At 71.0% G+C, this 22,451-nt stretch carries 19 protein-coding genes; 15 read left to right on the top strand and 4 right to left on the bottom strand.

From position 1 onward, the window contains the following. The first annotated feature begins 22 nt into the window (after positions 1–22). From ftsW to ACZ4XJ_RS07180, 9 genes are all read left to right on the top strand, one after another. A complete protein-coding gene (gene ftsW, locus ACZ4XJ_RS07220; RefSeq protein WP_362879677.1) occupies positions 23–1,384 on the top strand; it encodes a putative lipid II flippase FtsW in 1,362 nt (453 codons plus the stop codon). 6 nt (positions 1,385–1,390) lie between these two features. After that, positions 1,391–2,485 (top strand): undecaprenyldiphospho-muramoylpentapeptide beta-N-acetylglucosaminyltransferase, encoded by a 1,095-nt coding sequence (murG, locus tag ACZ4XJ_RS07215; protein WP_281206005.1) that lies wholly within the window; start codon positions 1,391–1,393, stop codon positions 2,483–2,485. A gap of 32 nt (positions 2,486–2,517) precedes the next feature. Next, positions 2,518–3,345 carry a cell division protein FtsQ/DivIB gene (locus ACZ4XJ_RS07210; RefSeq protein ID WP_362879675.1) on the top strand — a complete coding sequence of 276 codons (828 nt, stop codon included), beginning with the start codon at positions 2,518–2,520 and terminating at the stop codon, positions 3,343–3,345. A gap of 279 nt (positions 3,346–3,624) precedes the next feature. After that, complete coding sequence (ftsZ, locus tag ACZ4XJ_RS07205; RefSeq protein WP_383988773.1) at positions 3,625–4,827, top strand: cell division protein FtsZ; 1,203 nt, start codon at positions 3,625–3,627, stop codon at positions 4,825–4,827. After that, positions 4,824–5,573 carry a peptidoglycan editing factor PgeF gene (gene pgeF, locus ACZ4XJ_RS07200; protein WP_383988770.1) on the top strand — a complete coding sequence of 250 codons (750 nt, stop codon included), beginning with the start codon at positions 4,824–4,826 and terminating at the stop codon, positions 5,571–5,573. The genes ftsZ and pgeF overlap by 4 nt, the downstream gene beginning before the upstream one ends. Continuing rightward, positions 5,560–6,279: a YggS family pyridoxal phosphate-dependent enzyme gene (locus ACZ4XJ_RS07195; protein WP_362879671.1), complete on the top strand. Its 720-nt coding sequence runs from the start codon at positions 5,560–5,562 to the stop codon at positions 6,277–6,279. The genes pgeF and ACZ4XJ_RS07195 overlap by 14 nt, the downstream gene beginning before the upstream one ends. Before the next feature lie 170 nt (positions 6,280–6,449). Continuing rightward, positions 6,450–7,067 carry a cell division protein SepF gene (locus tag ACZ4XJ_RS07190; RefSeq protein WP_281206000.1) on the top strand — a complete coding sequence of 206 codons (618 nt, stop codon included), beginning with the start codon at positions 6,450–6,452 and terminating at the stop codon, positions 7,065–7,067. Between the two features lie 60 nt (positions 7,068–7,127). After that, complete coding sequence (locus ACZ4XJ_RS07185; RefSeq protein ID WP_030155988.1) at positions 7,128–7,424, top strand: YggT family protein; 297 nt, start codon at positions 7,128–7,130, stop codon at positions 7,422–7,424. A 76-nt stretch (positions 7,425–7,500) separates the two neighbouring features. After that, entirely contained in the window at positions 7,501–8,733 is a 1,233-nt protein-coding gene (locus tag ACZ4XJ_RS07180) for a DivIVA domain-containing protein (RefSeq protein ID WP_468495582.1), read from the top strand. A gap of 393 nt (positions 8,734–9,126) precedes the next feature. Here ACZ4XJ_RS07180 and ileS read toward each other — a convergent pair whose 3' ends face one another. Beyond that, positions 9,127–12,273, bottom strand: a complete 3,147-nt coding sequence (gene ileS / locus ACZ4XJ_RS07175) for an isoleucine--tRNA ligase (protein ID WP_468495581.1) — start codon at positions 12,271–12,273, stop codon at positions 9,127–9,129. 542 nt (positions 12,274–12,815) lie between these two features. Here ileS and ACZ4XJ_RS07170 point away from each other — a divergent pair. The 5 genes from ACZ4XJ_RS07170 (at position 12,816) to ACZ4XJ_RS07150 (ending at position 17,816) form a co-directional block, all read left to right on the top strand. Continuing rightward, positions 12,816–13,628 (top strand): TraR/DksA family transcriptional regulator, encoded by an 813-nt coding sequence (locus tag ACZ4XJ_RS07170; protein WP_362880583.1) that lies wholly within the window; start codon positions 12,816–12,818, stop codon positions 13,626–13,628. A 192-nt stretch (positions 13,629–13,820) separates the two neighbouring features. Continuing rightward, on the top strand, positions 13,821–14,387 hold the full coding sequence (gene lspA / locus ACZ4XJ_RS07165; protein ID WP_468495580.1) for a signal peptidase II: 567 nt from the start codon (positions 13,821–13,823) through the stop codon (positions 14,385–14,387). A gap of 52 nt (positions 14,388–14,439) precedes the next feature. Beyond that, the gene (locus ACZ4XJ_RS07160; protein ID WP_281205993.1) at positions 14,440–15,381 is read left to right on the top strand and encodes an RluA family pseudouridine synthase; all 942 of its coding nucleotides are present in this window, start codon (positions 14,440–14,442) and stop codon (positions 15,379–15,381) included. Continuing rightward, the gene (locus tag ACZ4XJ_RS07155) at positions 15,378–15,854 is read left to right on the top strand and encodes a GNAT family N-acetyltransferase (RefSeq protein WP_362880586.1); all 477 of its coding nucleotides are present in this window, start codon (positions 15,378–15,380) and stop codon (positions 15,852–15,854) included. Before ACZ4XJ_RS07160 ends, ACZ4XJ_RS07155 begins: the two co-directional genes overlap by 4 nt. A 369-nt stretch (positions 15,855–16,223) precedes the next feature. Then, positions 16,224–17,816, top strand: a complete 1,593-nt coding sequence (locus ACZ4XJ_RS07150; RefSeq protein WP_362880587.1) for a Na+/H+ antiporter — start codon at positions 16,224–16,226, stop codon at positions 17,814–17,816. 17 nt (positions 17,817–17,833) lie between these two features. Here the strand turns inward: ACZ4XJ_RS07150 and ACZ4XJ_RS07145 are convergent, their stop codons facing one another. Further along, entirely contained in the window at positions 17,834–18,871 is a 1,038-nt protein-coding gene (locus tag ACZ4XJ_RS07145; RefSeq protein WP_468495931.1) for a mechanosensitive ion channel family protein, read from the bottom strand. A 48-nt stretch (positions 18,872–18,919) separates the two neighbouring features. Between ACZ4XJ_RS07145 and ACZ4XJ_RS07140 the strand changes: the two genes are divergently transcribed. Continuing rightward, positions 18,920–19,498 (top strand): dienelactone hydrolase family protein, encoded by a 579-nt coding sequence (locus ACZ4XJ_RS07140; RefSeq protein ID WP_468495579.1) that lies wholly within the window; start codon positions 18,920–18,922, stop codon positions 19,496–19,498. A 93-nt stretch (positions 19,499–19,591) separates the two neighbouring features. Here the strand turns inward: ACZ4XJ_RS07140 and ACZ4XJ_RS07135 are convergent, their stop codons facing one another. Then, positions 19,592–20,545: a zinc metalloprotease gene (locus tag ACZ4XJ_RS07135; protein WP_362880651.1), complete on the bottom strand. Its 954-nt coding sequence runs from the start codon at positions 20,543–20,545 to the stop codon at positions 19,592–19,594. A 221-nt stretch (positions 20,546–20,766) separates the two neighbouring features. Beyond that, a complete protein-coding gene (locus ACZ4XJ_RS07130; protein ID WP_468495578.1) occupies positions 20,767–22,440 on the bottom strand; it encodes an alkaline phosphatase D family protein in 1,674 nt (557 codons plus the stop codon). Between the last annotated feature and the right edge of the window lie 11 nt (positions 22,441–22,451).

Raw genomic sequence — 22,451 nt, 5'->3', positions numbered from 1 at the left:
CGAGTGGAGGGGAAGATCACAGATGCCGGCCAAGCAGATGCTGCCGGGCAGGCGGCCGAGCGCCGTGAAGGCGAAGGGCCGGGCCCGCCCGGCGTCCGGCGCCGGGCGGCCCGCGGGACGCGGGCCGCTCGCCCGTGTCCGGCGTACGCAACAGCAGTTGCGCAAGGCCTGGGACCGCCCCCTCACCGCGTACTACCTGATCCTCGGCAGTTCGCTGCTCATCACCGTGCTCGGCCTGGTGATGGTCTACTCCGCCTCGATGATCAAGGCGCTCCAGCTGGGTCTGGGCGACGCGTACTTCTTCAAGAAGCAGTTCCTGGCCGCCCTCATCGGCGCCGTCCTGATGTTCGCCGCCTCCCGGATGCCGGTACGGCTGCACCGGGCGCTGTCCTACCCGGTACTCGCCGGAACCCTGTTCCTGATGGTCCTGGTCCAGGTCCCGGGGATAGGGGTGTCGATCAACGGCAACCAGAACTGGATCTCCCTGGGCGGTCCGTTCATGCTCCAGCCCAGTGAGTTCGGCAAGCTCGCGCTGATCCTGTGGGGCGCCGACCTGCTCGCCCGCAAGGGCGACAAGGCACTGCTGAGCCAGTGGAAGCACCTGCTGGTGCCGCTGGTCCCGGTGGCCTTCCTGCTGCTCGGCCTGATCATGCTCGGCGGCGACATGGGCACCGCCATGATCCTCGGCGCCATCCTGTTCGGCCTGCTCTGGCTCGCCGGAGCGCCCACCCGGATGTTCGTCGGCGTGCTCGCGTTCGCGGGTGTGATCGTCGCACTGCTCATCAAGACCAGCCCGCACCGCATGGACCGGCTCTCCTGCCTCGGCGCGACAGAACCGGGCAAGAACGACCTTTGCTGGCAGGCCGTCCACGGCATCTACGCCCTCGCGTCCGGCGGATGGTTCGGATCCGGCCTGGGTGCCAGCGTGGAGAAATGGGGTCAACTACCCGAAGCCCACACGGACTTCATCTTCGCCATCACGGGCGAGGAACTGGGTCTGGCGGGGACGCTGTCGGTGCTCGCCCTCTTCGCGGCCCTAGGCTATGCGGGTATCCGCGTGGCCGGACGCACGGAGGACTCCTTCGTACGGTATGCCGCGGGAGGCGTGACCACCTGGATCACGGCGCAGGCCGTGATCAACATCGGTGCGGTGCTCGGTCTGCTGCCGATCGCCGGGGTCCCGCTCCCGCTGTTCTCCTACGGAGGTTCCGCCCTGCTGCCGACCATGTTCGCGGTCGGACTGCTCATCGCGTTCGCGCGGGAGGAACCGGCGGCGCGTGCGGCACTCGCGATGCGGCAGCCGAGGTCCGGGCGCCAGCGGAGCGAGCCGATATGGAAGTCGATGAGACGGCGCGTCACGAGGCGTCCGTCCGGAGAGCGGTGAATTTCGGTGCATGTCGTACTCGCCGGTGGGGGGACCGCCGGCCACATCGAGCCGGCGCTGGCCCTCGCGGACGCCCTGCGCAGGCAGGATCCGACCGTGGGCATCACCGCCCTCGGCACGGAGCGCGGACTCGAAACCCGCCTGGTCCCGGAGCGCGGCTACGAGCTGGGTCTCATCCCCGCCGTACCGCTGCCCCGCAAGCCCACGCCCGAGCTGATCACCGTCCCCGGACGGCTGCGCGGCACCATCAAGGCGGCCGAGGAGATCCTCGTGCGCACCAAGGCCGACTGCGTCGTCGGCTTCGGCGGCTACGTGGCCCTGCCCGGCTACCTGGCCGCCAAGCGGCTCGGGGTGCCGATCATCGTCCACGAGGCCAACGCCCGGCCCGGACTGGCCAACAAGATCGGCTCCCGATACGCCCACGCCGTCGCCGTGTCCACCCCGGACAGCAAGCTGCGCGGCGCCCGCTACGTGGGCATCCCGCTGCGCCGGTCGATCTCCACCCTGGACCGGTCGGCCGTCCGCCCCGAGGCGCGCGCCGCCTTCGGGCTGGACCCCAACCTGCCGACCCTGCTGGTCTCCGGCGGCTCACAGGGCGCCCGCAGGCTCAACGAGACCATCCAGCAGATCGCCCCCACCCTCCAGCGCTCCGGGATCCAGATCCTGCACGCGGTCGGTCCGAAGAACGAACTGCCGCGTGTCGACAACATGCCCGGGATGCCGCCGTATGTGCCGGTACCGTACGTGGACCGGATGGACCTCGCGTACGCCGCCGCCGACATGATGCTGTGCCGCGCGGGCGCGATGACCGTCGCCGAACTCTCCGCCGTCGGACTGCCGGCCGCCTACGTACCGTTGCCCATCGGCAACGGCGAACAGCGGCTCAACGCCCAGCCGGTGGTCAAGGCCGGTGGCGGTCTCCTGGTGGACGACGCGGAGCTGACGCCCGAGTGGGTGCTCGGCCAGGTGCTGCCGGTGCTGTCCGATCCGCACCGCCTCTACGAGATGTCCCGCGCCGCCGCCGAGTTCGGCCGCCGGGACGCCGACGACCTGCTCGTCGGTCTGGTCCACGAGGCGATCGCCGCACGCAGAGCCCGCTGAGCGGGGGACGCACAGACCCAGGAGGCACAGGAGTGGCCGGAGCGACGACCGCGCAGCGTGGGGCCGCCCGCAAGGGCAGGGGCCCCGGTTCGCCCAAGCCCCCGAAGCCGCCCAAGTCCTCGAAGAGGACCGGCTCCCGGGGCCCCGGTGGCGGACGTTCGCGCCGGGTCCCCGTCCTCGTCTCCCTCGCCGCCGCCGTGCTCCTCGCCGGCGGCGGCACCTGGGTGCTCTACGGATCCTCCTGGCTCCGCGTCGAGAAGGTCACGGCCTCCGGCACCGAGGTGCTCACCCCCGAGCAGGTCCTCACCGCCGCCGCCGTGCCCGTCGGCGCACCCATGGTGGGCGTCGACACCGACGAGATCGCGCAGCGCCTGCGCACCAAGTTGCCCCGCATCGATTCGGTCGATGTGGCGCGCTCCTGGCCGCACGGAATCGGGCTGAAAGTGACGGAACGCAAACCCGTCCTGCTCATCAAGAAGGACGCGGAGTTCGTCGAAGTGGACGCATCGGGTGTGCGATTCGACACGGTCGCGAAACCTCCCGCGGGTGTTCCGGTCCTCGAATGGGACGCGGCGCGCTCCCCGAGCGCCCGCCGCTTCGACGAGCAGCGGCTGCTGAGCGAGGCGGTGGGCATCGCGGGAAGCCTCCCGAAGGCCGTCGCGGCGCAGACGGTGCAGGTCAAGGTGCGGTCGTACGATTCGGTCGTACTGGAGCTCACCGAGGGGCGAACGGTCGTGTGGGGGAGCGGCGAACTGGGTGAGGCGAAGGGCCGGGCGTTGACCGCCTTGCTCAAAGCCGCGCCCAAGGCTGTCCACTTCGACGTGAGCGTTCCCACCGCCCCGGCGGTGTCCGGGAGTTGACGTCGAGTCGAACAGCGACGCACCCTGGTTGGCCACCGATACGGGTGATCACATAGGGTGAAAAGAAAAACGGGAGGTTCGGCGTGTTCGTTGAACACGCGCTACTTGTCGACTTAGTGTCCTGTTCGGAAGAGTCCAAGGAACAGACACACCCCTAACCCTAAACTTCAGGGTGAGGGTTCGGGTCGGCGCGTACGGACCGTCCCAATTTCGGCATCAGTCGTCGCAACGCAGGCCCGCGAGGCGGCGACACGTAACTCGAGGCGAGAGGCCTTCGACGTGGCAGCACCGCAGAACTACCTCGCAGTCATCAAGGTCATCGGTGTCGGCGGCGGTGGTGTCAATGCCATCAACCGAATGATCGAGGTCGGTCTCAAGGGCGTCGAGTTCATCGCCATCAACACGGACGCCCAGGCGCTGTTGATGAGCGACGCCGACGTCAAGCTCGACGTCGGCCGCGAACTCACCCGGGGCCTCGGCGCCGGAGCCAACCCGGCCGTCGGTCGCAAGGCGGCAGAGGACCACCGCGAGGAGATCGAGGAGGTCCTCAAGGGGGCCGACATGGTCTTCGTCACCGCCGGTGAGGGCGGCGGCACCGGCACCGGCGGCGCACCCGTCGTCGCCAACATCGCGCGCTCGCTGGGCGCCCTGACGATCGGTGTGGTCACCCGACCCTTCACCTTCGAGGGCCGGCGTCGCGCGAACCAGGCGGAGGACGGCATCGCCGAGCTCCGCGAAGAGGTCGACACCCTCATCGTCATTCCCAACGACCGCCTGCTGTCCATCTCGGACCGCCAGGTCAGCGTCCTCGACGCCTTCAAGTCGGCCGACCAGGTCCTCCTGTCGGGCGTCCAGGGCATCACCGATCTCATCACCACCCCGGGTCTGATCAACCTCGACTTCGCGGACGTCAAGTCCGTGATGTCCGAGGCGGGCTCGGCGCTGATGGGCATCGGTTCGGCCCGCGGCGACGACCGCGCGGTGGCCGCCGCCGAAATGGCGATCTCCTCGCCGCTGCTGGAGGCGTCCATCGACGGCGCCCGCGGCGTGCTGCTCTCCATCTCCGGTGGCTCGGACCTCGGTCTCTTCGAGATCAACGAGGCCGCGCAGCTGGTCAGCGAGGCCGCGCACCCCGAGGCGAACATCATCTTCGGCGCCGTCATCGACGACGCGCTCGGCGACGAGGTGCGCGTCACCGTGATCGCCGCCGGCTTCGACGGCGGACAGCCCCCGGCCCGCCGGGACAACGTCATCGGTGCCGCGTCCACCAAGCGCGAGGAGCCGGCGCCCGCGCCGGTCCGCGCCCCCGAGCCGGTCCGCCCGGCCTTCGGCGGGCTCGGTACGGTCACCCCGCGTGAGGAGCCCCCGGCTCCGGTGGAGATCCCGGTCGAGACCGCGCCGCCCGCGCCGCAGGTCCCGACGGCCCGGCCGTACCAGGACAGCCCGGCCGAGGAACTGGACGTCCCGGACTTCTTGAAGTGACCTTGGGGCAGCACAGCGAGAACGGCGCCCACTTCGCCTTCACCGACCGGTGGGGCGGAGTGAGCGCCGTTCCGTACGAGGAGCTCAATCTCGGCGGCGCGGTCGGAGACGACCCGGCCGCCGTTCGTGCGAACCGGGACGGCGCGGCGCGCACCCTGGGCATCGACCCGGACCTGGTGGTCTGGATGAACCAGGTGCACGGGCGGGACGTGGCCGTGGTCGACGGACCGTGGGGCGCCGGGCAACCGGTCCCCGCCGTCGACGCGGTGGTGACGGCGCGTCGCGGCCTGGCCCTGGCCGTGCTCACCGCCGACTGCACCCCGGTCCTGCTCGCCGACCCCGTCGCGGGAATCGCGGGCGCCGCCCACGCCGGGCGGCCGGGACTGGTCGCGGGGGTGGTCCCCGCCGCCGTGGAGGCGATGGTCGCCCTCGGCGCCGACCCCGCGCGCATGGTCGCCCGTACGGGACCGGCCGTCTGCGGGCGTTGCTACGAAGTACCGGCCGAGATGCGGGAGGCCGTCGCCGAGGTGGCGCCGGCCGCGTGGGCCGAGACCAGCTGGGGGACGCCGGCCGTGGACGTGGTCGCCGGAGTGCACGCGCAACTGGTCGGGGCGGGGGTGGCTTCCGTTCACCGCTCCCCGGTCTGCACACTGGAGTCGCGGGACCACTTCTCGTACCGCCGCGACCGGGTGACCGGGCGGCTCGCCGGATATGTGTGGTTGGAACGGATTGATGACAGACCGTAAGTCTGAACTCGCGCAGAACCTCGCGCGGGTGGAGGAGCGCATCGCGTCCGCCTGCGCGGCCGCGGGCCGCGCGCGGGAGGAGGTGACCCTCATCGTGGTCACCAAGACCTACCCCGCGAGCGACGTACGACTGCTGGCGGACCTGGGTATCCGTCATGTTGCGGAAAACCGCGACCAGGACGCCGCCCCCAAAGCCGCGGCCTGCGCGGATCTGCCGCTCGACTGGCACTTCGTCGGCCAGTTGCAGACGAACAAAGTCCGTTCGGTGGCGGGATACGCGCACGTGGTGCAGTCGGTCGACCGGCCCAAGCTCGTCACGGCACTGTCGACGGCGGCCGATGCCGCCGGTCGCGAACTCGGCGTCCTGGTACAGATCGCCCTCGACGCCGAGTCGGGCGAACGGGGCGCCCGGGGCGGCGCGGCCCCGGACCTGCTGCCGGAGTTGGCGGACCTCGTGGCGCGGGCGCCCGGACTGCGGATCGACGGTGTCATGACCGTCGCCCCCCTGTCCGGCACGTACGCGGGACGCGAACGGGCCGCCTTCGAGAGGCTGGTGGAATTGTCATCCCGCCTGCGCGAAGACCATCCGACTGCCACGATGGTGTCGGCCGGAATGAGCGCGGACCTGGAACAGGCGGTGCAGGCGGGTGCGACACATGTACGCGTCGGCACTGCGGTGCTCGGCGCGAGACCCCGGCTCGGGTAACGTCGCGAAGAAAGTCGGACCACAGCAGAAAATATGGTCATTTCCGCAGATGAGCGGACAGACCACGTGGATCGCGGGCAGTTGGTGACTTTGGTGACACAGCGACCTTGCTGACTGACACAGCGACACCTGCGACAGGGCGATCCACCACAGAGCGGAGGACTCGGAGAATGGCCGGCGCGATGCGCAAGATGGCGGTCTACCTCGGCCTCGTGGAGGACGACCGGTACGACAACCCGGGGTACGACCCCGATGACGAGTTCGAACCCGAGCCGGAGCCGGAGCGTCCGCGTGACCGCGACCATCGGCAGCAGCCCGTGCACCAACCGCCCGTAAGGGACGAACCGGTACGAGCCGTACAGCCTCCGGCACAGCGGGAACCCCTCCCGATGCCGGTAGAAAGCGGACGTCCGGCGCGAATTGCCCCCGTGGCATCCATCACACCTGACCGCACCAACCTGGAGAAGAACGCACCCGTGATCATGCCCAAGGTCGTCTCCGAGCGGGAGCCGTACCGCATCACGACGCTGCACCCCCGGACCTACAACGAGGCCCGTACCATCGGGGAACACTTCCGTGAGGGCACTCCGGTGATCATGAATCTCACGGAGATGGACGACACGGACGCGAAGCGTCTGGTCGACTTCGCCGCCGGCCTCGTGTTCGGTCTGCACGGCAGCATTGAACGCGTGACACAGAAGGTGTTCCTGCTGTCGCCTGCTAACGTCGATGTCACGGCGGAGGACAAGGCCCGCATTGCGGAGGGCGGGTTCTTCAACCAAAGCTAGACCGATCCGTCAGATACGGGACCGGGAACAGAGCGGAAGCAGGGGAGAGGGAAGCGCGGGATGGGCGTCGCACTGCAAGTGGTCTACATCGCGCTGATGTGCTTCCTCATCGTGCTGATCTTCCGACTGGTCATGGACTACGTGTTCCAGTTCGCACGTTCATGGACACCCGGCAAGGCGATGGTGGTCGTCCTGGAGGCCACCTACACTGTCACCGATCCACCGCTCAAGCTTCTTCGGCGTTTCATCCCGCCGTTGCGTCTCGGGGGCGTGGCACTCGACCTGTCCTTCTTCGTTCTGATGATCATCGTTTACATCCTCATCAGTTTCGTGAGCACCGCTGCGAGAAGCGTGTGAACGATGTGCTCCCCACACGCGCGGGGATGCTCCAGGTCTTGCCGACTGCCGACGACTACGTAGAGGTGAAGAAGACATGCCGCTGACTCCCGAGGACGTGCGGAACAAGCAGTTCACGACCGTCCGCCTGCGAGAAGGCTATGACGAGGACGAGGTCGACGCCTTCCTCGACGAGGTCGAGTCCGAACTGACGCGCCTGCTGCGCGAGAACGAGGACCTGCGCGCCAAGCTGGCCGCCGCCACGCGCGCCGCCGCGCAGAACCAGCAGAACCAGCAGAACCAGCAGCAGCAGGGGATGCGCAAGCCGGAACCCCAGGACCAGCGCGGCCCCGGCGCCCCCGTGCCCGCGGCCATATCCGGCCCGCCGCAGCAGCAGCAGCAGCCGCAGATGGGCCCGCCGCAGCTTCCCCCGGGCCCCGGTGGACACGGACCGCAGGGTCCGGGCCAGATGGGCAACCCCATGCAGCAGCAGCAGTCCATGGGTGGCCAGCACCCCATGGCGCCGCAGCAGCAGATGGGCCAGCAGTCGATGCAGCAGCAGATGGGCCAGCAGCCCATGCAGCAGCAGTCCATGGGCGGCCAGAACCAGCTCGGCCAGCCGATGGGCCAGCAGATGCAGCCGATGGGGCAGCAGATGCAGCCCATGGGTCAGCAGATGCACCAGCAGCAGCCGCAGCTTCCGCAGCAGGGCCCCGGTGGCGACAGCGCCGCCCGCGTCCTGTCGCTCGCGCAGCAGACCGCCGACCAGGCGATCGCGGAGGCCCGTTCCGAGGCCAACAAGATCGTCGGCGAGGCCCGTTCGCGCGCCGAGGGTCTGGAGCGGGACGCCCGTGCCAAGGCGGACGCGCTGGAGCGGGACGCGCAGGAGAAGCACCGCGTCGCGATGGGCTCCCTGGAGTCCGCCCGCGCCACGCTGGAGCGCAAGGTCGAGGACCTGCGGGGCTTCGAGCGTGAGTACCGTACGCGCCTGAAGTCGTACCTGGAGTCGCAGCTGCGCCAGCTGGAGACCCAGGCCGACGACTCCCTGGCTCCGCCGCGCGGGCCCGCCGGTCCGGCGCTGCCGCCGTCGCAGTCCCCGTCCATGGCTCCGGCCGGGGCGATGGGGCACTCGATGGGGAACCCGTCCATGGGTGGTCCGTCCCCGATGGGTGGCCCCTCGCCGATGGGTGCCGGACCGTCCTACGGTGGCCAGCAGCAGATGTCCCCGGCGATGACGCAGCCGATGGCTCCGGTGCGGCCTGCTGCTCCGCAGCCGATGCAGGCGCCGTCTCCCATGCGGGGCTTCCTGATCGACGAGGACGACAACTAGGCGTTGTCGGAGCCGTCTTCGCTTCGGCGGGGTCGGTGGTTCCACGGGCCGGGCCCGGTTCCCCTGCGGGGGTGCCGGGCCCGGCCCGTTCCCGTACCCGGGGGTGGGTGGCGCCGCGGGTGCCGCTGCGCGGGGCGTGTCCCCGCCCCGCCCTTCCTCCGTTCCCCGGGCTGCGCCCGGACCCGTCGTGCGGCGCCGTTGCCGGGGGGGCGCTGCCCCCGGGGCCCCGCGCCTCAAACGCCGGCGGGGCTGGGTGGGGGTGGGCTGCGCCCGGGCCCCGTGTGTGTGCGGCGCCGGTGGGGCTGGGTGGGGGTGGGACGGGGGCAGGCGTTGGGAATGGGGGCGGCCCCCACCCCCGGGAGGGGTGCGGGCCGGGCCGGGTGGGGTGGGGGGTCAGGACTTGTGGAGGTGGAAGGTCAGGGAGAGGGAGTCGTCCGTGAAGGCGGGGCCGTGTTGGGGGGTGGCCTCGCCGCGGGCGAAGTCGGTGGCCAGGACCTCGTCGGCGATGAGGGCCGCGTGGTCGGTCAGGGCCGTGACGACCTCCTCGTCGGGGGAGGACCAGCGCAGGGCGATCCGGTCCGCGACGTCCAGGCCGGAGTTCTTGCGGGCCTCCTGGATCAGCCGGATCGCGTCACGGGCCAGGCCCGCCAGTCGCAGTTCCGGGGTGATCTCCAGGTCCAGGGCCACCGTGGCGCCCGAGTCGGAGGCCACCGACCAACCCTCGCGCGGGGTCTCGGTGATGATGACCTCCTCCGGGGTGAGGGCCACCGTCCCGCCGTTCACCTCGATCTCCGCGGAGCCGGCGCGCAGCGCCAGCGACAGCGCCGCCGCGTCGGCCGCGGCGACGGCCTTCGCCACGTCCTGCACGCCCTTGCCGAAGCGCTTGCCCAGCGCCCGGAAGTTGGCCTTGGCGGTGGTGTCCACCAGGGACCCGCCGACCTCCGAGAGGGAGGCCAGGGAGGAGACGTTCAGCTCCTCCGTGATCTGCGCCCGCAGCTCCGGGGACAGGGCGTCGAAGCCCACCGCCCCGACCAGCGCGCGCGAGAGCGGCTGACGGGTCTTGACGCCCGACTCCGCGCGGGTCGCCCGGCCCAGCTCCACGAGGCGGCGTACCAGCAGCATCTGCTGGGACAGGCCGCGGTCGATGGCCGCGGTGTCCGCGACCGGCCAGCTCGACAGGTGCACCGACTCCGGCGCCTCCGGGGTGACCGGGACGATCATGTCCTGCCAGACCCGCTCCGTGATGAACGGGGTCAGCGGGGCCATCAGCCGGGTGATCGTCTCGACCACGTCGTGCAGGGTGCGCAGCGCGGCCGCGTCGCCCTGCCAGAAGCGACGGCGCGAGCGGCGGACGTACCAGTTCGACAGGTCGTCGACGAAGGACGACAGCAGCTTCCCGGCGCGCTGGGTGTCGTATGCCTCCAACGCGTCCGTGACCTCGGAGGTCAGGGTGTGCAGCTCCGACAGCAGCCAGCGGTCCAGGACCGTGCGGTCGGCCGGCGCCGGATCCGCGGCGGAGGGCGCCCACTGGGAGGTGCGGGCGTACAGGGCCTGGAAGGCGACCGTGTTCCAGTACGTGAGGAGCGTCTTGCGGACGACCTCCTGGATCGTGCCGTGGCCCACGCGCCGCGCCGCCCACGGCGAACCGCCGGCGGCCATGAACCAGCGGACGGCGTCGGCGCCGTGCTGGTCCATCAGCGGGATCGGCTGGAGGATGTTGCCCAGGTGCTTGGACATCTTGCGGCCGTCCTCGGCGAGGATGTGGCCGAGGCAGACCACGTTCTCGTAGGAGGACTTGTCGAAGACGAGGGTGCCGACCGCCATCATCGTGTAGAACCAGCCGCGCGTCTGGTCGATGGCCTCCGAGATGAACTGCGCCGGGTAGCGCTTCTCGAAGATCTCCTTGTTCTTGTACGGGTAGCCCCACTGCGCGAACGGCATCGACCCCGAGTCGTACCAGGCGTCGATGACCTCCGGCACGCGGACGGCGGTCAGGTCGCAACCCTCGTGCGTGCAGGGGAAGGTGACGGCGTCGATGTACGGGCGGTGCGGGTCCAGCTGCGACTGGTCCGTGCCGGACAGCTCGCTCAGCTCGGCGCGGGAGCCGACGCAGGTGAGGTGGTCCTCCTCGCAGCGCCAGATCGGCAGCGGGGTGCCCCAGTAGCGGTTGCGGGACAGCGCCCAGTCGATGTTGTTGTTCAGCCAGTCGCCGAAGCGGCCCTGCTTGACGGAGTCCGGGAACCAGTTGGTCTTCTCGTTCTCCCGCAGCATCGCGTCCTTGACGGCGGTGGTGCGGACGTACCAGGACGGCTGCGCGTAGTACAGCAGCGCCGTGTGGCAGCGCCAGCAGTGCGGGTAGCTGTGCTCGTAGGCGATGTGCTTGAAGAGCAGGCCGCGCGCGTCGAGGTCGGCGGTCAGCTTCTCGTCGGCCTTCTTGAAGAAGACGCCGCCGACGAGCGGGACCTCCTCCTCGAAGGTGCCGTCGGGACGGACCGGGTTCACGACCGGCAGGCCGTACGCGCGGCAGACCGCGAGGTCGTCGGCGCCGAAGGCGGGGGACTGGTGGACCAGACCGGTGCCGTCCTCGGTCGTGACGTACTCGGCGTTCACGACGTAGTGGGCGGGTTCGGGGAACTCGATGAGGGCGAACGGACGCTCGTACGTCCAGCGCTCCATCTCCTTGCCCGTGAAGGACTGCCCGGTGGCCTCCCAGCCCTCGCCGAGGGACTTCTCCAGCAGCGGCTCGGCGACGACGAGCTTCTGCTCGCCGTCCGTCGCGACGACGTACCGGACCTCGGGGTGCGCCGCGACCGCCGTGTTGGACACCAGGGTCCAGGGGGTCGTCGTCCACACCAGGAGCGCGGCCTCACCGGCGAGGGGGCCGGAGGTCAGCGGGAAGCGGACGTAGACCGAGGGGTCGACGACCGTCTCGTAGCCCTGGGCCAGCTCATGGTCGGACAGGCCGGTGCCGCAGCGCGGGCACCAGGGGGCGACGCGGTGGTCCTGGGTGAGCAGGCCCTTGTTGAAGATCTCCTTCAGCGACCACCACACGGACTCGACGTACTCGGGGTCCATGGTCCGGTAGGCGTCGTCCAGGTCGACCCAGTAGCCCATCCGGGTCGTGAGCTCGGCGAACGCGTCGGTGTGGCGGGTCACCGACTCGCGGCACTTGTCGTTGAACTCGGCGATGCCGTACGCCTCGATGTCCTGCTTGCCGTTGAAGCCGAGTTCCTTCTCGACGGCGAGCTCGACGGGCAGGCCGTGACAGTCCCAGCCGGCCTTGCGGGCGACGTGGTAGCCGCGCATGGTGCGGAACCGGGGGAAGACGTCCTTGAAGACGCGGGCCTCGATGTGGTGCGCGCCGGGCATGCCGTTCGCGGTGGGCGGGCCCTCGTAGAAGACCCATTCGGGGCGGCCCTCGGACTGCTCCAGGGTCTTGGCGAAGGTCTTGCTCTCGCGCCAGAAGTCGAGGACCGCGTGCTCAAGGGCAGGCAGGTCGACCTGGGCGGGTACCGGGCGGTATTGCGGCGGTGTGGTCATGAGGCTGAACTCTTCCTCCGGCGGGGTGTCACTTCCGTCCGGAGGGACGAGAGCGCTGCGGCTCCCGCGGTACCACCCTCCTTGGCCCCCGGACGTGCCGGTGGCCCCCTCATTGGGGTGCGAAGCCGGTTCTACGGGCCCCGGGGGGCTTTCTTCCGGCGGCTCCGGGGTGATCCTTCACGTCGCGCTCGCCCCCGGGCTCTCACCGTCCCCGGGTCGCTCCTGGCTGCGTCCGACGCTACTCGTCCCCATCCATGCCTCTCGCTGCGCCCAGTGTACGGGCCGGTGCGGCGCCCGGCCGACCGGTTCGGGCCGGTCGGCGGCGGGGCGCGGGGGCGACGGCGGTATGCCCCGAATGGGCCGAGGGGCCGGTGCGGGATCCGCCGGGCCGGGCGGGGCGGATTACCGGGCGTCACGCTGGGCACAACGGATGCAGGTTGACCTCGATGGACGCGTGCCCCGTTGCCGTGGGGTCGGAGCCGATTTATCGTTCCGGCACGATTCACAAACAAGAGCACAGTATGTGAAAAGGGGCCGCGGCCATGGTGGCGAAGAAGACGGCGACGCAGGAGGTGGCTGCTGTGCCAGGCTCCACGCCTGCCACCGAGCGGGCGGCTCCTGCCAAGAAGGCGCCCGCGAAGGCGACCGTGAAGAAGGCCCCGGCCAAGAAATCGGCGGCGGCGGAACCGGCCAAGGCGGCCAGGACCGCCAAGGCCGCCCATACCGCCAAGTCCGCCGGGACGGCGAAGGCGGCCAAGTCCGCCGGGTCCCCGGCGGCGAAGCGCACCACGAGCAAGGCCACGGCCAAGGCGGCCGCGGCCGAGGGGGCGGCCCCGGCCGCGCAGAAGACGGGAGCTCGGAAAGTGGTTGCCAAGAAGACTGCGGGTACGGCCAGGAAGACGGCCGCGGCCGCCACCAGCGGACTCCCCAAGGCGCGGGCCACCGCGCCCACGGCCCCCGAGGAGCTGGCGGTACGTCCCGGCGAGGACCCGTGGACGACCGGCGAGGTGGAGGAGGCCCGTACGGAGCTGCTGTCGGAGGTGCTGCGGCTGCGGGCCGAGCTGGAGGCCTCCGAAGTGGCGATCACGGGCCTGATGCGGGACTCGGGCGACGGCGCCGGCGACGACCAGGCCGACACCGGCACCAAGAACATCACCCGGGAGTCCGAACTCGCCCTCGCGGCGAACGCCAGCTCGATGCTGGAGCAGACCGAGCGGGCCCTGGAACGCCTGGAGGCGGGCACGTACGGGCTCTGCGAGAACTGCGGGCAGCCGATCGGCAAGGCGCGCATGCAGGCCTTCCCGCGCGCCACCCTGTGCGTGGACTGCAAGCAGAAGCAGGAACGGCGGCACTAGGCGGTCCGGGCCGTCCCTTTCGGGCCCAGGTCGTGTCGCCGAAGTTCCGGCCGGCCTGCCCTCGGACGCGCGAGGAGCGGCCCGGGCCGGGGCGGTCGCGCGCACCCTGACGTACTCTCGTGTACCAGTCAGGGTCCAGGCATCCGGCGCCGCGCGCCGGCCACCTGGTTCGCGCTAGTTCGAGGGACTCACGTGGCAGAGGCGGAGCGCATCATCGGTACGCCGGAGGTCGGGGACGACGCCGAGCCGCACGCGGAGCCGGACGCGCCCAAGGGGCACCGGCGGATCGTCGCGCTGCTCGTCGTGGCGGTGCTGGCGTACCTGCTCGACCTCGGCAGCAAGATGCTGGTCGTGGCGAAGCTGGAGCACCAGCCGCCGATCGACATCGTCGGCGACCTGCTGCGGTTCGAGGCGATCCGCAACCCCGGAGCGGCCTTCGGCTTCGGCGAGGCCTTCACGATCATCTTCACCTGCATCGCGGCGGGCGTGATCGTCGTCATCGTGCGACTGGCGCGCAAGCTCTACAGCCTGCCGTGGGCGATCGCGCTGGGCCTGCTGCTCGGTGGTGCGCTGGGCAACCTCACCGACCGGATCTTCCGTTCGCCGGGCGTGTTCCGGGGGGCGGTCGTCGACTTCATCGCTCCCGCGCACTTCGCGGTCTTCAACCTCGCGGACTCGGCGATCGTGTGCGGCGGCATCCTGATCGTCCTGCTCTCGTTCCGGGGCCTGGACCCGGACGGCAGCGTCCACAAGGACTGATCGCGGGGCGCTCGCGGGAATCGCCGTCTGCCGAGTCCTGCATACTCGACAGGTGAGTACGATTCCCGAGATCCGCACCCTGCCCGTTCCCGATGGCCTCGAAGGCGAGCGCGTGGACGCCGCCATCGCCCGTATGTTCGGATTTTCCCGGACGAAGGCGGCCGAACTGGCGTCCGAGGGGAAGGTGTCGGTCGACGGCAGCGTCGTCGGGAAGTCCGAACGCGTGCACGGTGGCGCCTGGCTCGAAGTCGAGATGCCCGCACCCCCGCGTCCGGTCGAGCTCGTCGCCGAGCCGGTCCCCGGCATGGAGATCGTCCACGACGACGACGACATCGTGGTCATCATGAAGCCGGTGGGCGTCGCCGCCCACCCGAGCCCCGGCTGGACCGGTACCACCGTCATCGGTGGCCTCGCCGCCGCCGGCTACCGGATCTCCACCTCCGGCGCCGCCGAGCGCCAGGGCATCGTGCACCGCCTCGACGTCGGCACCTCCGGCCTGATGGCCGTCGCCAAGTCCGAGCGCGCGTACACCTCCCTCAAGAACCAGTTCCGCGAGCGCGTCGTGGACAAGCGCTACCACGCGCTGGTGCAGGGACACCCGGACCCGATGAGCGGCACCATCGACGCCCCCATCGGCCGGCACCCGAACGCCGACTACAAGTGGGCCGTGACCCAGGAGGGCAAGCCCTCCGTCACCCACTACGACCTGATCGAGGCCTTCCGCGCGGCCTCGCTGCTGGACATCAAGCTGGAGACCGGCCGCACGCACCAGATCCGCGTGCACATGTCCGCGCACCGGCACCCCTGCGTCGGCGACCTGACCTACGGGGCCGACCCGACCGTCGCCAAGCGGCTGGGGCTGACCCGCCAGTGGCTGCACGCCGTCCGCCTCGGCTTCGAACACCCCTCCGACGGCCAGTGGGTGGAGTTCGAGAGCGGCTACCCGGCGGACCTGCGGCACGCCCTGGATGTGATCCGGGCCGAGAGCCAGTGACGGCCCCCGCCGTCACCGTGCGGGTCGCTTCCTCGGACGCCGACCTGGCCGCGTGCTACGCGGTGCGGACCGAGGTGTTCGTCGTCGAGCAGTCGGTGCCGGAGTCCATCGAGTACGACGCCTACGACGCGATCGCGCTGCACGTGCTGGCCACCGGGCCGGACGGGGAGCCGCTCGGTACCGGCCGGCTGCTGTACGGGCCCGAAGCCCTGTCCAAGACGGGCTCCCCGGAGGTCGGCTCCCTCGGGCGGCTGGCCGTCAACAAGTCCGCGCGGGGGCTGGGCGTCGGGGTGGCGCTGGTCCGCGCGATCGAGGCGGAGGCGGGGCGGCTCGGGCTGGCCGCCGTCGAGCTGGGTGCGCAGACGCACGCGCTCGGCTTCTACGAGCGGCTCGGGTACGTGGCCTACGGGCCGGAGTTCCTTGACGCGGATATTCCACATCGCGCCATGCGGAGGGCCCTGGCCGGGCGGTGAGTCCGGGAGGGGGTCGCTGATTCCGGGGGTGGGCCTCGGCCCGGGCCGGTCGGGATGTGCGGCGCCGTTGCCGGGGGCGCTGCCCCCGGGCCCCCGCGCCTCAAACGCCGGCGGGGCTGGGTTGTGGGCGGTCGGGCTGTGCGGCGGTGCCGTTGTCGGGGGCGCTGCCCCGGGGCCCCCGCGCCTCAAACGCCGGCGGGGCTGGGTGTGGCCGGTGGGGCTGGGTACGGCCGGTGGGGCTGGGTTGCGGGTGGTGTTGCCGGGTTGCCGGCCGGTGGGGCTGGACCTGCCGGGGGAGGCGGAACGGACCTCGTGGCGACACGGGGTGCGGCTGCTTCGTCCGGTGGGGTGGGCCGGCAGGGTGGGGGAGTGGATCAGCTCGCCCTGTTGTTCGTCTTGTTGCTCGGAGCCGTCGTCACCGTACCGCTCGGGGACCGGCTCGGGCTGCCCGCGCCGATTCTGATGACCCTCGGCGGGGTCGTGCTGGCGCTGGTGCCGGCCGTGCCGAACGTCGACATTCCGCCCGACTACATCCTGCCGCTGGTGCTGCCACCGCTGCTGTACGCCTCGGTGCAGCGGACCTCCTGGCGGCAGTTCGCCGCGAACGTCCGGCCGATCCTGCTGCTGGCCGTCGCGCTGGTGTTCGTGACCACCGCCGCCGTCGCCGCCGTGGCGCACGCCGTCATCCCCGCCCTGCCGATCGCCGCCGCCGTCGCGCTCGGCGCGCTGGTCGCCCCGCCCGACCCGGTCGCGGCCACCGCCGTCGCCGGGGCGCTCGGGCTGCCGCGCCGGATGGTGTCCATCCTGGAGGGCGAGGGGCTGTTCAACGACGTCACCGCCATCGTGCTCTACCACGTGGCCGTCGCGGCCGTCGTGAGCGGCAGCTTCTCCTGGCCCGGGGCCCTCGGCGAGTTCGTGCTGTCCGCCGTGGTCGCCCTGGCGGTGGGGCTCGCGCTCGGCTGGGCCACCCAGCGGCTCATGGGGCGGCTCGACGACGCCACGCTCCAGATCGGCCTGACCCTGCTGGTGCCGTTCGTGTCGTACGTCGTCGCGGAGGAGATGCAGGGTTCCGGCGTGCTGGCCGTCCTGACGACGGCGCTGTTCCTCGCCGAGTACGCCTCGGACGCCGACGACGTCCTGGGGCGCCTCGCCGGGCACACGTTCTGGGAAGTCGTCGACATGCTGGTCACCGGGGTGGCGTTCGGGCTGATCGGCCTGGAACTGCACAACGTGTTCAGCGTCGCCAAGGGCCGGGTCTGGGAGATGGCGGGCTGGGCGGCCGTGGTGATCGCGGTCGTGGTCGGCGTACGGCTGATCTGGCTGCTGCCGGCCGGTTGGCTGGCGCGCAAGCTCCACCGGCGGCGCGACTGGGACGAGGAGATCCCCGTCAGCTGGCGCGAGAGCGTGGTCATGTGGTGGGCCGGCATGCGGGGCGTGGCCTCGGTGGCCCTGGCCCTCGCCATCCCGCTGAGCACCGAGTCCGGCGAGCCCTTCCCCGGACGGGACGAGATCGTCTTCATCGCCTTCGCGGTGATCATGGTGACCCTGGTCTGCCAGGGCCTGACCCTGCCCTGGCTGGTGCGACGGCTGGGGGTGGAGGCCGACGTGGACGCCGAGCGGGAGACCGAACGGCAGCTCGCGGTCCGCGCCGCGAAGGCCGCCAAGCGGCGCCTGAAGGAGATCGAGGAGGTCGAGGACCTGCCCGACGACCTGATCGAGACGCTGTACCGGCGGGCCTACGACGTCGGGGCCAGGATCAGCCCCGACATGGTCGACGACGAACGCCGCGAGGCCTACGCCCAGCGGGTCGAACGCATCCGGCACATCCAGCGGATCCAGCGGGAGATGATGTCCGCCGCCCGCCACGAGGTACTGGCCGCCCGCAGCGAACCGGGCTCCGACCCCGAGATCGTGGACCGGGTCCTGCGTCACCTCGACGTACGCAGCCTGCGCAGCCCGTAGCACCGTCAGGGCGCCCGCTACGGTCGGGGAGCGGCCTCCGTCGTCGTGACGCGGGGGAGGGCGTACGTGTGGTGTGCGGTCAGCCAGGTGATCAGTTGCTCGCGCACCGCGCAGCGCACCGTCCAGATGTCGTCGGCGTCCTTCGCGGTGACGACCGCGCGGACCAGGATGGTGTGCGGGGTGGTGTCCGTGACGGCCAGGCCGTAGGAGCGGCCGTCCCACTCGGGCACGTCCTTGAGGATCTCCGCGAGCCGCTCCCGCATCAGGGCGATCGGCGCCGAGTGGTCCAGGTGCCAGAAGACGGTGCCGGTCATCTCCGCGCCGCCGCGCGACCAGTTCTCGTACGGCTTGCTGGTGAAGTACGACACCGGCATCGTGATCCGGCGCTCGTCCCAGGTGCGGACCACCAGGAAGGTGAGGGTGATCTCCTCGACCGTGCCCCACTCCTTGTCCACGACCACGGTGTCCCCGATGCGGACGGTGTCGCCGAAGGCGATCTGCAGTCCGGCGAAGAGGTTGCCGAGCGCCGCCTGGGCCGCGATGCCCGCGACGATGCCGAGCACGCCCGCCGAGGCCAGCATGGAGGCGCCGAGGGTGCGCATCGGGGGGAAGGTCAGCAGCATGGCGGCGACCGCGACCACCACGACCACGGCGGTGACCACCCGCTGGATCAGCGTGACCTGGGTGCGGACCCGGCGGACCCGGGCGTCGTTCGGGGAGGCCGAGGCGTAGCGCGCGTACGAGGCGTCGACGATCGCCGTCGCGATGCCCACGAGCAGCCAGGCGGTCGAGGCGATCATGACCACGGTCAGGGCCCGGCCGACGGCCACGGTGTGGTCGGGCAGGACGCCCGCCTCCCGGTAACCGCCGCGCAGCAGGGCCGTGCCCAGGACCAGCCGGAACGGCAGGCCGCAGCGGCGCAGCAACCCCCAGAGCGGGGTTTCCGGATGCCGGGCGTCCGCCTTGCGGAGCAGCAGGTCGAGCAGCCATCCGGCGAGCAGGGTGAGCGCCAGGGCGCCGCCGATGACGAGGAGGGGACGCAGGACGTTCTCCATATCCATACCGGAGAACGTAACCGGGGAACCCACCGGGAAACTGGCACGATGGGAGACATGAACATCATGCTCTTCCATTCGACGTACGGGCTGAGGCCCGCGGTGCACGCGGCGGCCGACCGGCTGCGGGCGGCCGGACACCGGGTCGAGGTGCCCGACCTCTTCGAGGGCCGTACGTTCGCGACGGTCGAGGAAGGCATCGCCCACCAGGAGGAGATCGGCCGGGACGAGCTGCTCAAGCGGGCGGTGCTGGCCGCGGCCCCGCACTCCGACCAGGGCCTGGTCTACGCGGGCTTCTCCTTCGGCGGTTCCGTCGCCCAGCACCTGGCGCTGGCCGACGACAAGGCGCGCGGGCTGCTGCTCCTGCACGGGACGGTGGACCTGGCGGAGGACGCCTCGGCGGACGAGCTGCCGGTGCAGTTGCACATCGCCGACCCGGACCCGTTCGAGCCGCACGACTGGCTGACCGCGTGGTACCTGCGGATGCGGCGGGCCGGCGCGGACGTGGAGGTCCACACCTACCCCGGCGCCGGGCACCTGTTCACGGACCCGGACCTCGACGACTACGACGCCGAGGCGGCGGAGGAGGCCTGGAAGGTCTCGCTCGGATTCCTCGACACCCTGTAGGCGGCCCCGCACCCCGGCGGCGCGACGACGCGGGGCACGGTCCGGCGCTCTCCGGTCCGTGCCCCGCGCCCGTCGATGCCGGGAGGCGTTGGGTCAGCCCGCCCGGTAGGCGGTCCAGTTGCTCGTCATGCGAGCCACCTGTCCGCCGGTGAACTGGTACATGCAGGAGTCGTACGTGTAGTCCATGAAGTTGCGGATCGGGTCAGCGCCCGGCTTGCTCGCGCAGCTGTCACGGCCGGTCGGGCACTCGTACGCGGCGCTCTTCTCGGCTGGGGTGTCGGTGACGTAGTCGCCGTTGCCGTTACAGCCGCCCTGGAAGGTGTGGTACAGACCCAGCCAGTGGCCGACCTCGTGGGTGGCGGTGTCGCCCTCGTTGTAGTTGGCGGAGGAGCCCCCGGGCAGCGAGCTGTCGAGTACGACGACGCCGTCCATCATGGGGCTGGAGGCGTAGGAGGTCGGGAAGGTCGCCCAGCCGAGCAGGCCGCCGGACAGGTTGGCGGTGTAGAAGTTGAGCGCGCCCGGGCCGCCCTTGCGCAGGGTGTTCTTCATGTTCTTCTCGGCCGTGGAGCCGGAAGCCAGGTTGTACCAGCTGCTGTTGTCCGTGTAGTCGGTCGACGCCAGGGTGAACTGGAAGTTGGAGTTCACGTTGCCGGTGCCCTGGCCGCCGTAGGCCGCGTTCAGGACCGCCAGCTGCTTGCCGATGTCCGTGGCCGTCAGCCTTCCGGAGGTGCCGGAGTGGATGACGTGGAAGTACACGGGGATGTTCGTGACGGCCTCGGCGGCGCGCAGGCTGCGCTGCGGCTGGTTCTTGAGAGCCTTGTCGAGCTTCGACTTGAGGTCGGCGTCCATGGCCTGCGCCTGGCCGTCGGTGACCTCGTTGGGCTCGGCCGCGTGCTCGTCGTGGGGGCGGGCGACGCGGGCGTTGGCGGGGGCCCCGGTCGTACCTTCCTCGGCGCACACCTCGGCGGGGGTCTTGGCGGCGGCGAGCGTGGTGGGCGTGGCGAGCGGGGTGAAGGCCAGGGTTCCGGCCAGGACCGCCGTGGTCATCAGACGGCGGCGGAGAAGGGGGGATATGCGGGCAGAAGCGCGCACGTGTGCTCCTCGCGGTGGGGGGTGTTGGCCGGAGGATCTCTCCGACTGGCGCGAAGCTTATGTGTGCATGACATATTCAGGTCAAGATCCCCGGCGTAAAAAATTTGTTGCCTCTGACGCCGAGGGGCGCTTGGAATAAACCAAGCGCCCCTGTTGGCAATAAAATTGACGGATCGTCAGTGGCTGGGCCGGTACACCCGCTCCACCTTCTGCGTCCCGTTCGGTGTCCGGTACGAGCGGGCCCAGGCGGAGGTCGCGTCCGGCCGCCGCTTGTCCGAGACCACGTAGTAGTCCATCTGCGCGTGCTCGGCGGTGACGTCCAGGACCCCGTAGCCGTGGGAGTCCATGTCCAGCCACTTCACGTGCCAGTTCGCGGCCTTGATGGCCGATTCGGCGACCAGTGAGGCGGTGTCCGCCGGCACGTGCAGGATGTCGTCCACGTTGTCGGAGGTCACCGAGGTCACCACGAACTCGGTCGCCGCGCTGCCCGAGCCCGGGTACGTCGCCTTGTGCGTCGGGACCTCGTTCGCCCACGCCATGTGGATGTCGCCGGTCAGGAACACCGTGTTCTTGATGTTCCGGTCCTTCAAGTGGCCCAGGAGTTCCTTGCGATCGTCCGTGTAGCCGTCCCACTGGTCGACGTTGGCCGCGATGCCGCCCTCGGGCAGGCCGAGCAGCTTGGTGAGCGGTTGCAGCAGGTGCGCGGGCAGCGCGCCGAAGGCCACGGGCGAGATCATCACCGAGGTGCCGACCAGCTTCCAGGTCGCGTTCGAGGCAGCCAACCCCTGCTTCAGCCAGTCCAACTGCGCCCGCCCGGTCATGGTGCGCTCCGGGTCGTCCACCGACCCGGAGCCCACCTTGACCTGCTGGGAGCGGAAGGAGCGCAGGTCGAGCAGGTGCAGGTCGGCGAGGGTGCCGAAGCGCAGGCGCCGGTAGACGGTGCCGGCGATGGAGGCGCGTACGGGCATCCACTCGAAGTACGCCTGCTTGGCGGCGGCCGCGCGGGCCGCCCAGTCACCCTCGGCGCCCGGGGTGTGGTTCTCGGCGCCGCCCGCCCAGGCGTCGTTGGCGAACTCGTGGTCGTCCCAGATCGCGACGATCGCGTGCGCCGCGTGCAGCGCCTGGAGGTCGGTGTCCGTCTTGTACGTGCCGTGCCGGGTGCGGTAGTCGGCCAGGGTGAGGATCTCGTGCTTCGGCTCGTGCGGGCGGACGGTGTACTTCGCCTCCGGGTAACCGCCGCTCGGGTACTCGTAGATGTAGTCCCCCAGGTGCAGGACCGCGTCCAGGTCGGCGCGGGTCGCGAGGTGCCGGTACGCCGAGAAGTACCCGGCCTCCCAGTTGGCGCAGGAGACCACGCCGAAGCGGACCCCCGGGGTGGTGGTGTCGGCGGCCGGGGTGGTCAGGGTCCGGCCGACGGGGGAGACGCCGGCGCCGGCGGTGAACCGGTACCAGTAGGGGGTGCGGGGGCGCAGTCCGCGCACGTCGGCCTTGACCGTGTGGTCGGAGGCGGCGCTCGCGGTGACGGTGCCGGAGGCCACGACCCGGGTGAAGGCCTTGTCCTCGGCCACCTCCCAGCCCACGGTCACGGCCGGGCCGAGTCCGGAGCCGGGCACGGCCTCCGGCGTCGGGGTGACCCGGGTCCACAGCAGGACCCCGTCGGGCAGCGGGTCGCCGGAGGCGACGCCGTGGAGGAAGGCGGGCGCGAGGCCCGCCGCGTGGGCGGCCGGGGTGCCCAGGGCGGCGAGCGGCGCGAGTGCGGCCGTGGCCGCGGCGGCCAGGACGACCGTACGGCGGCGCGGGTGGGCCGGGCGCTCGGCGGAGCCGGCGGAAGGGGAGAGATGACTGGTCACGGACAAACATA

The sequence above is a fragment of the Streptomyces sp. NPDC029836 genome (assembly GCF_055574495.1).
This window is presented reverse-complemented; position numbering and strand designations above follow the sequence as displayed.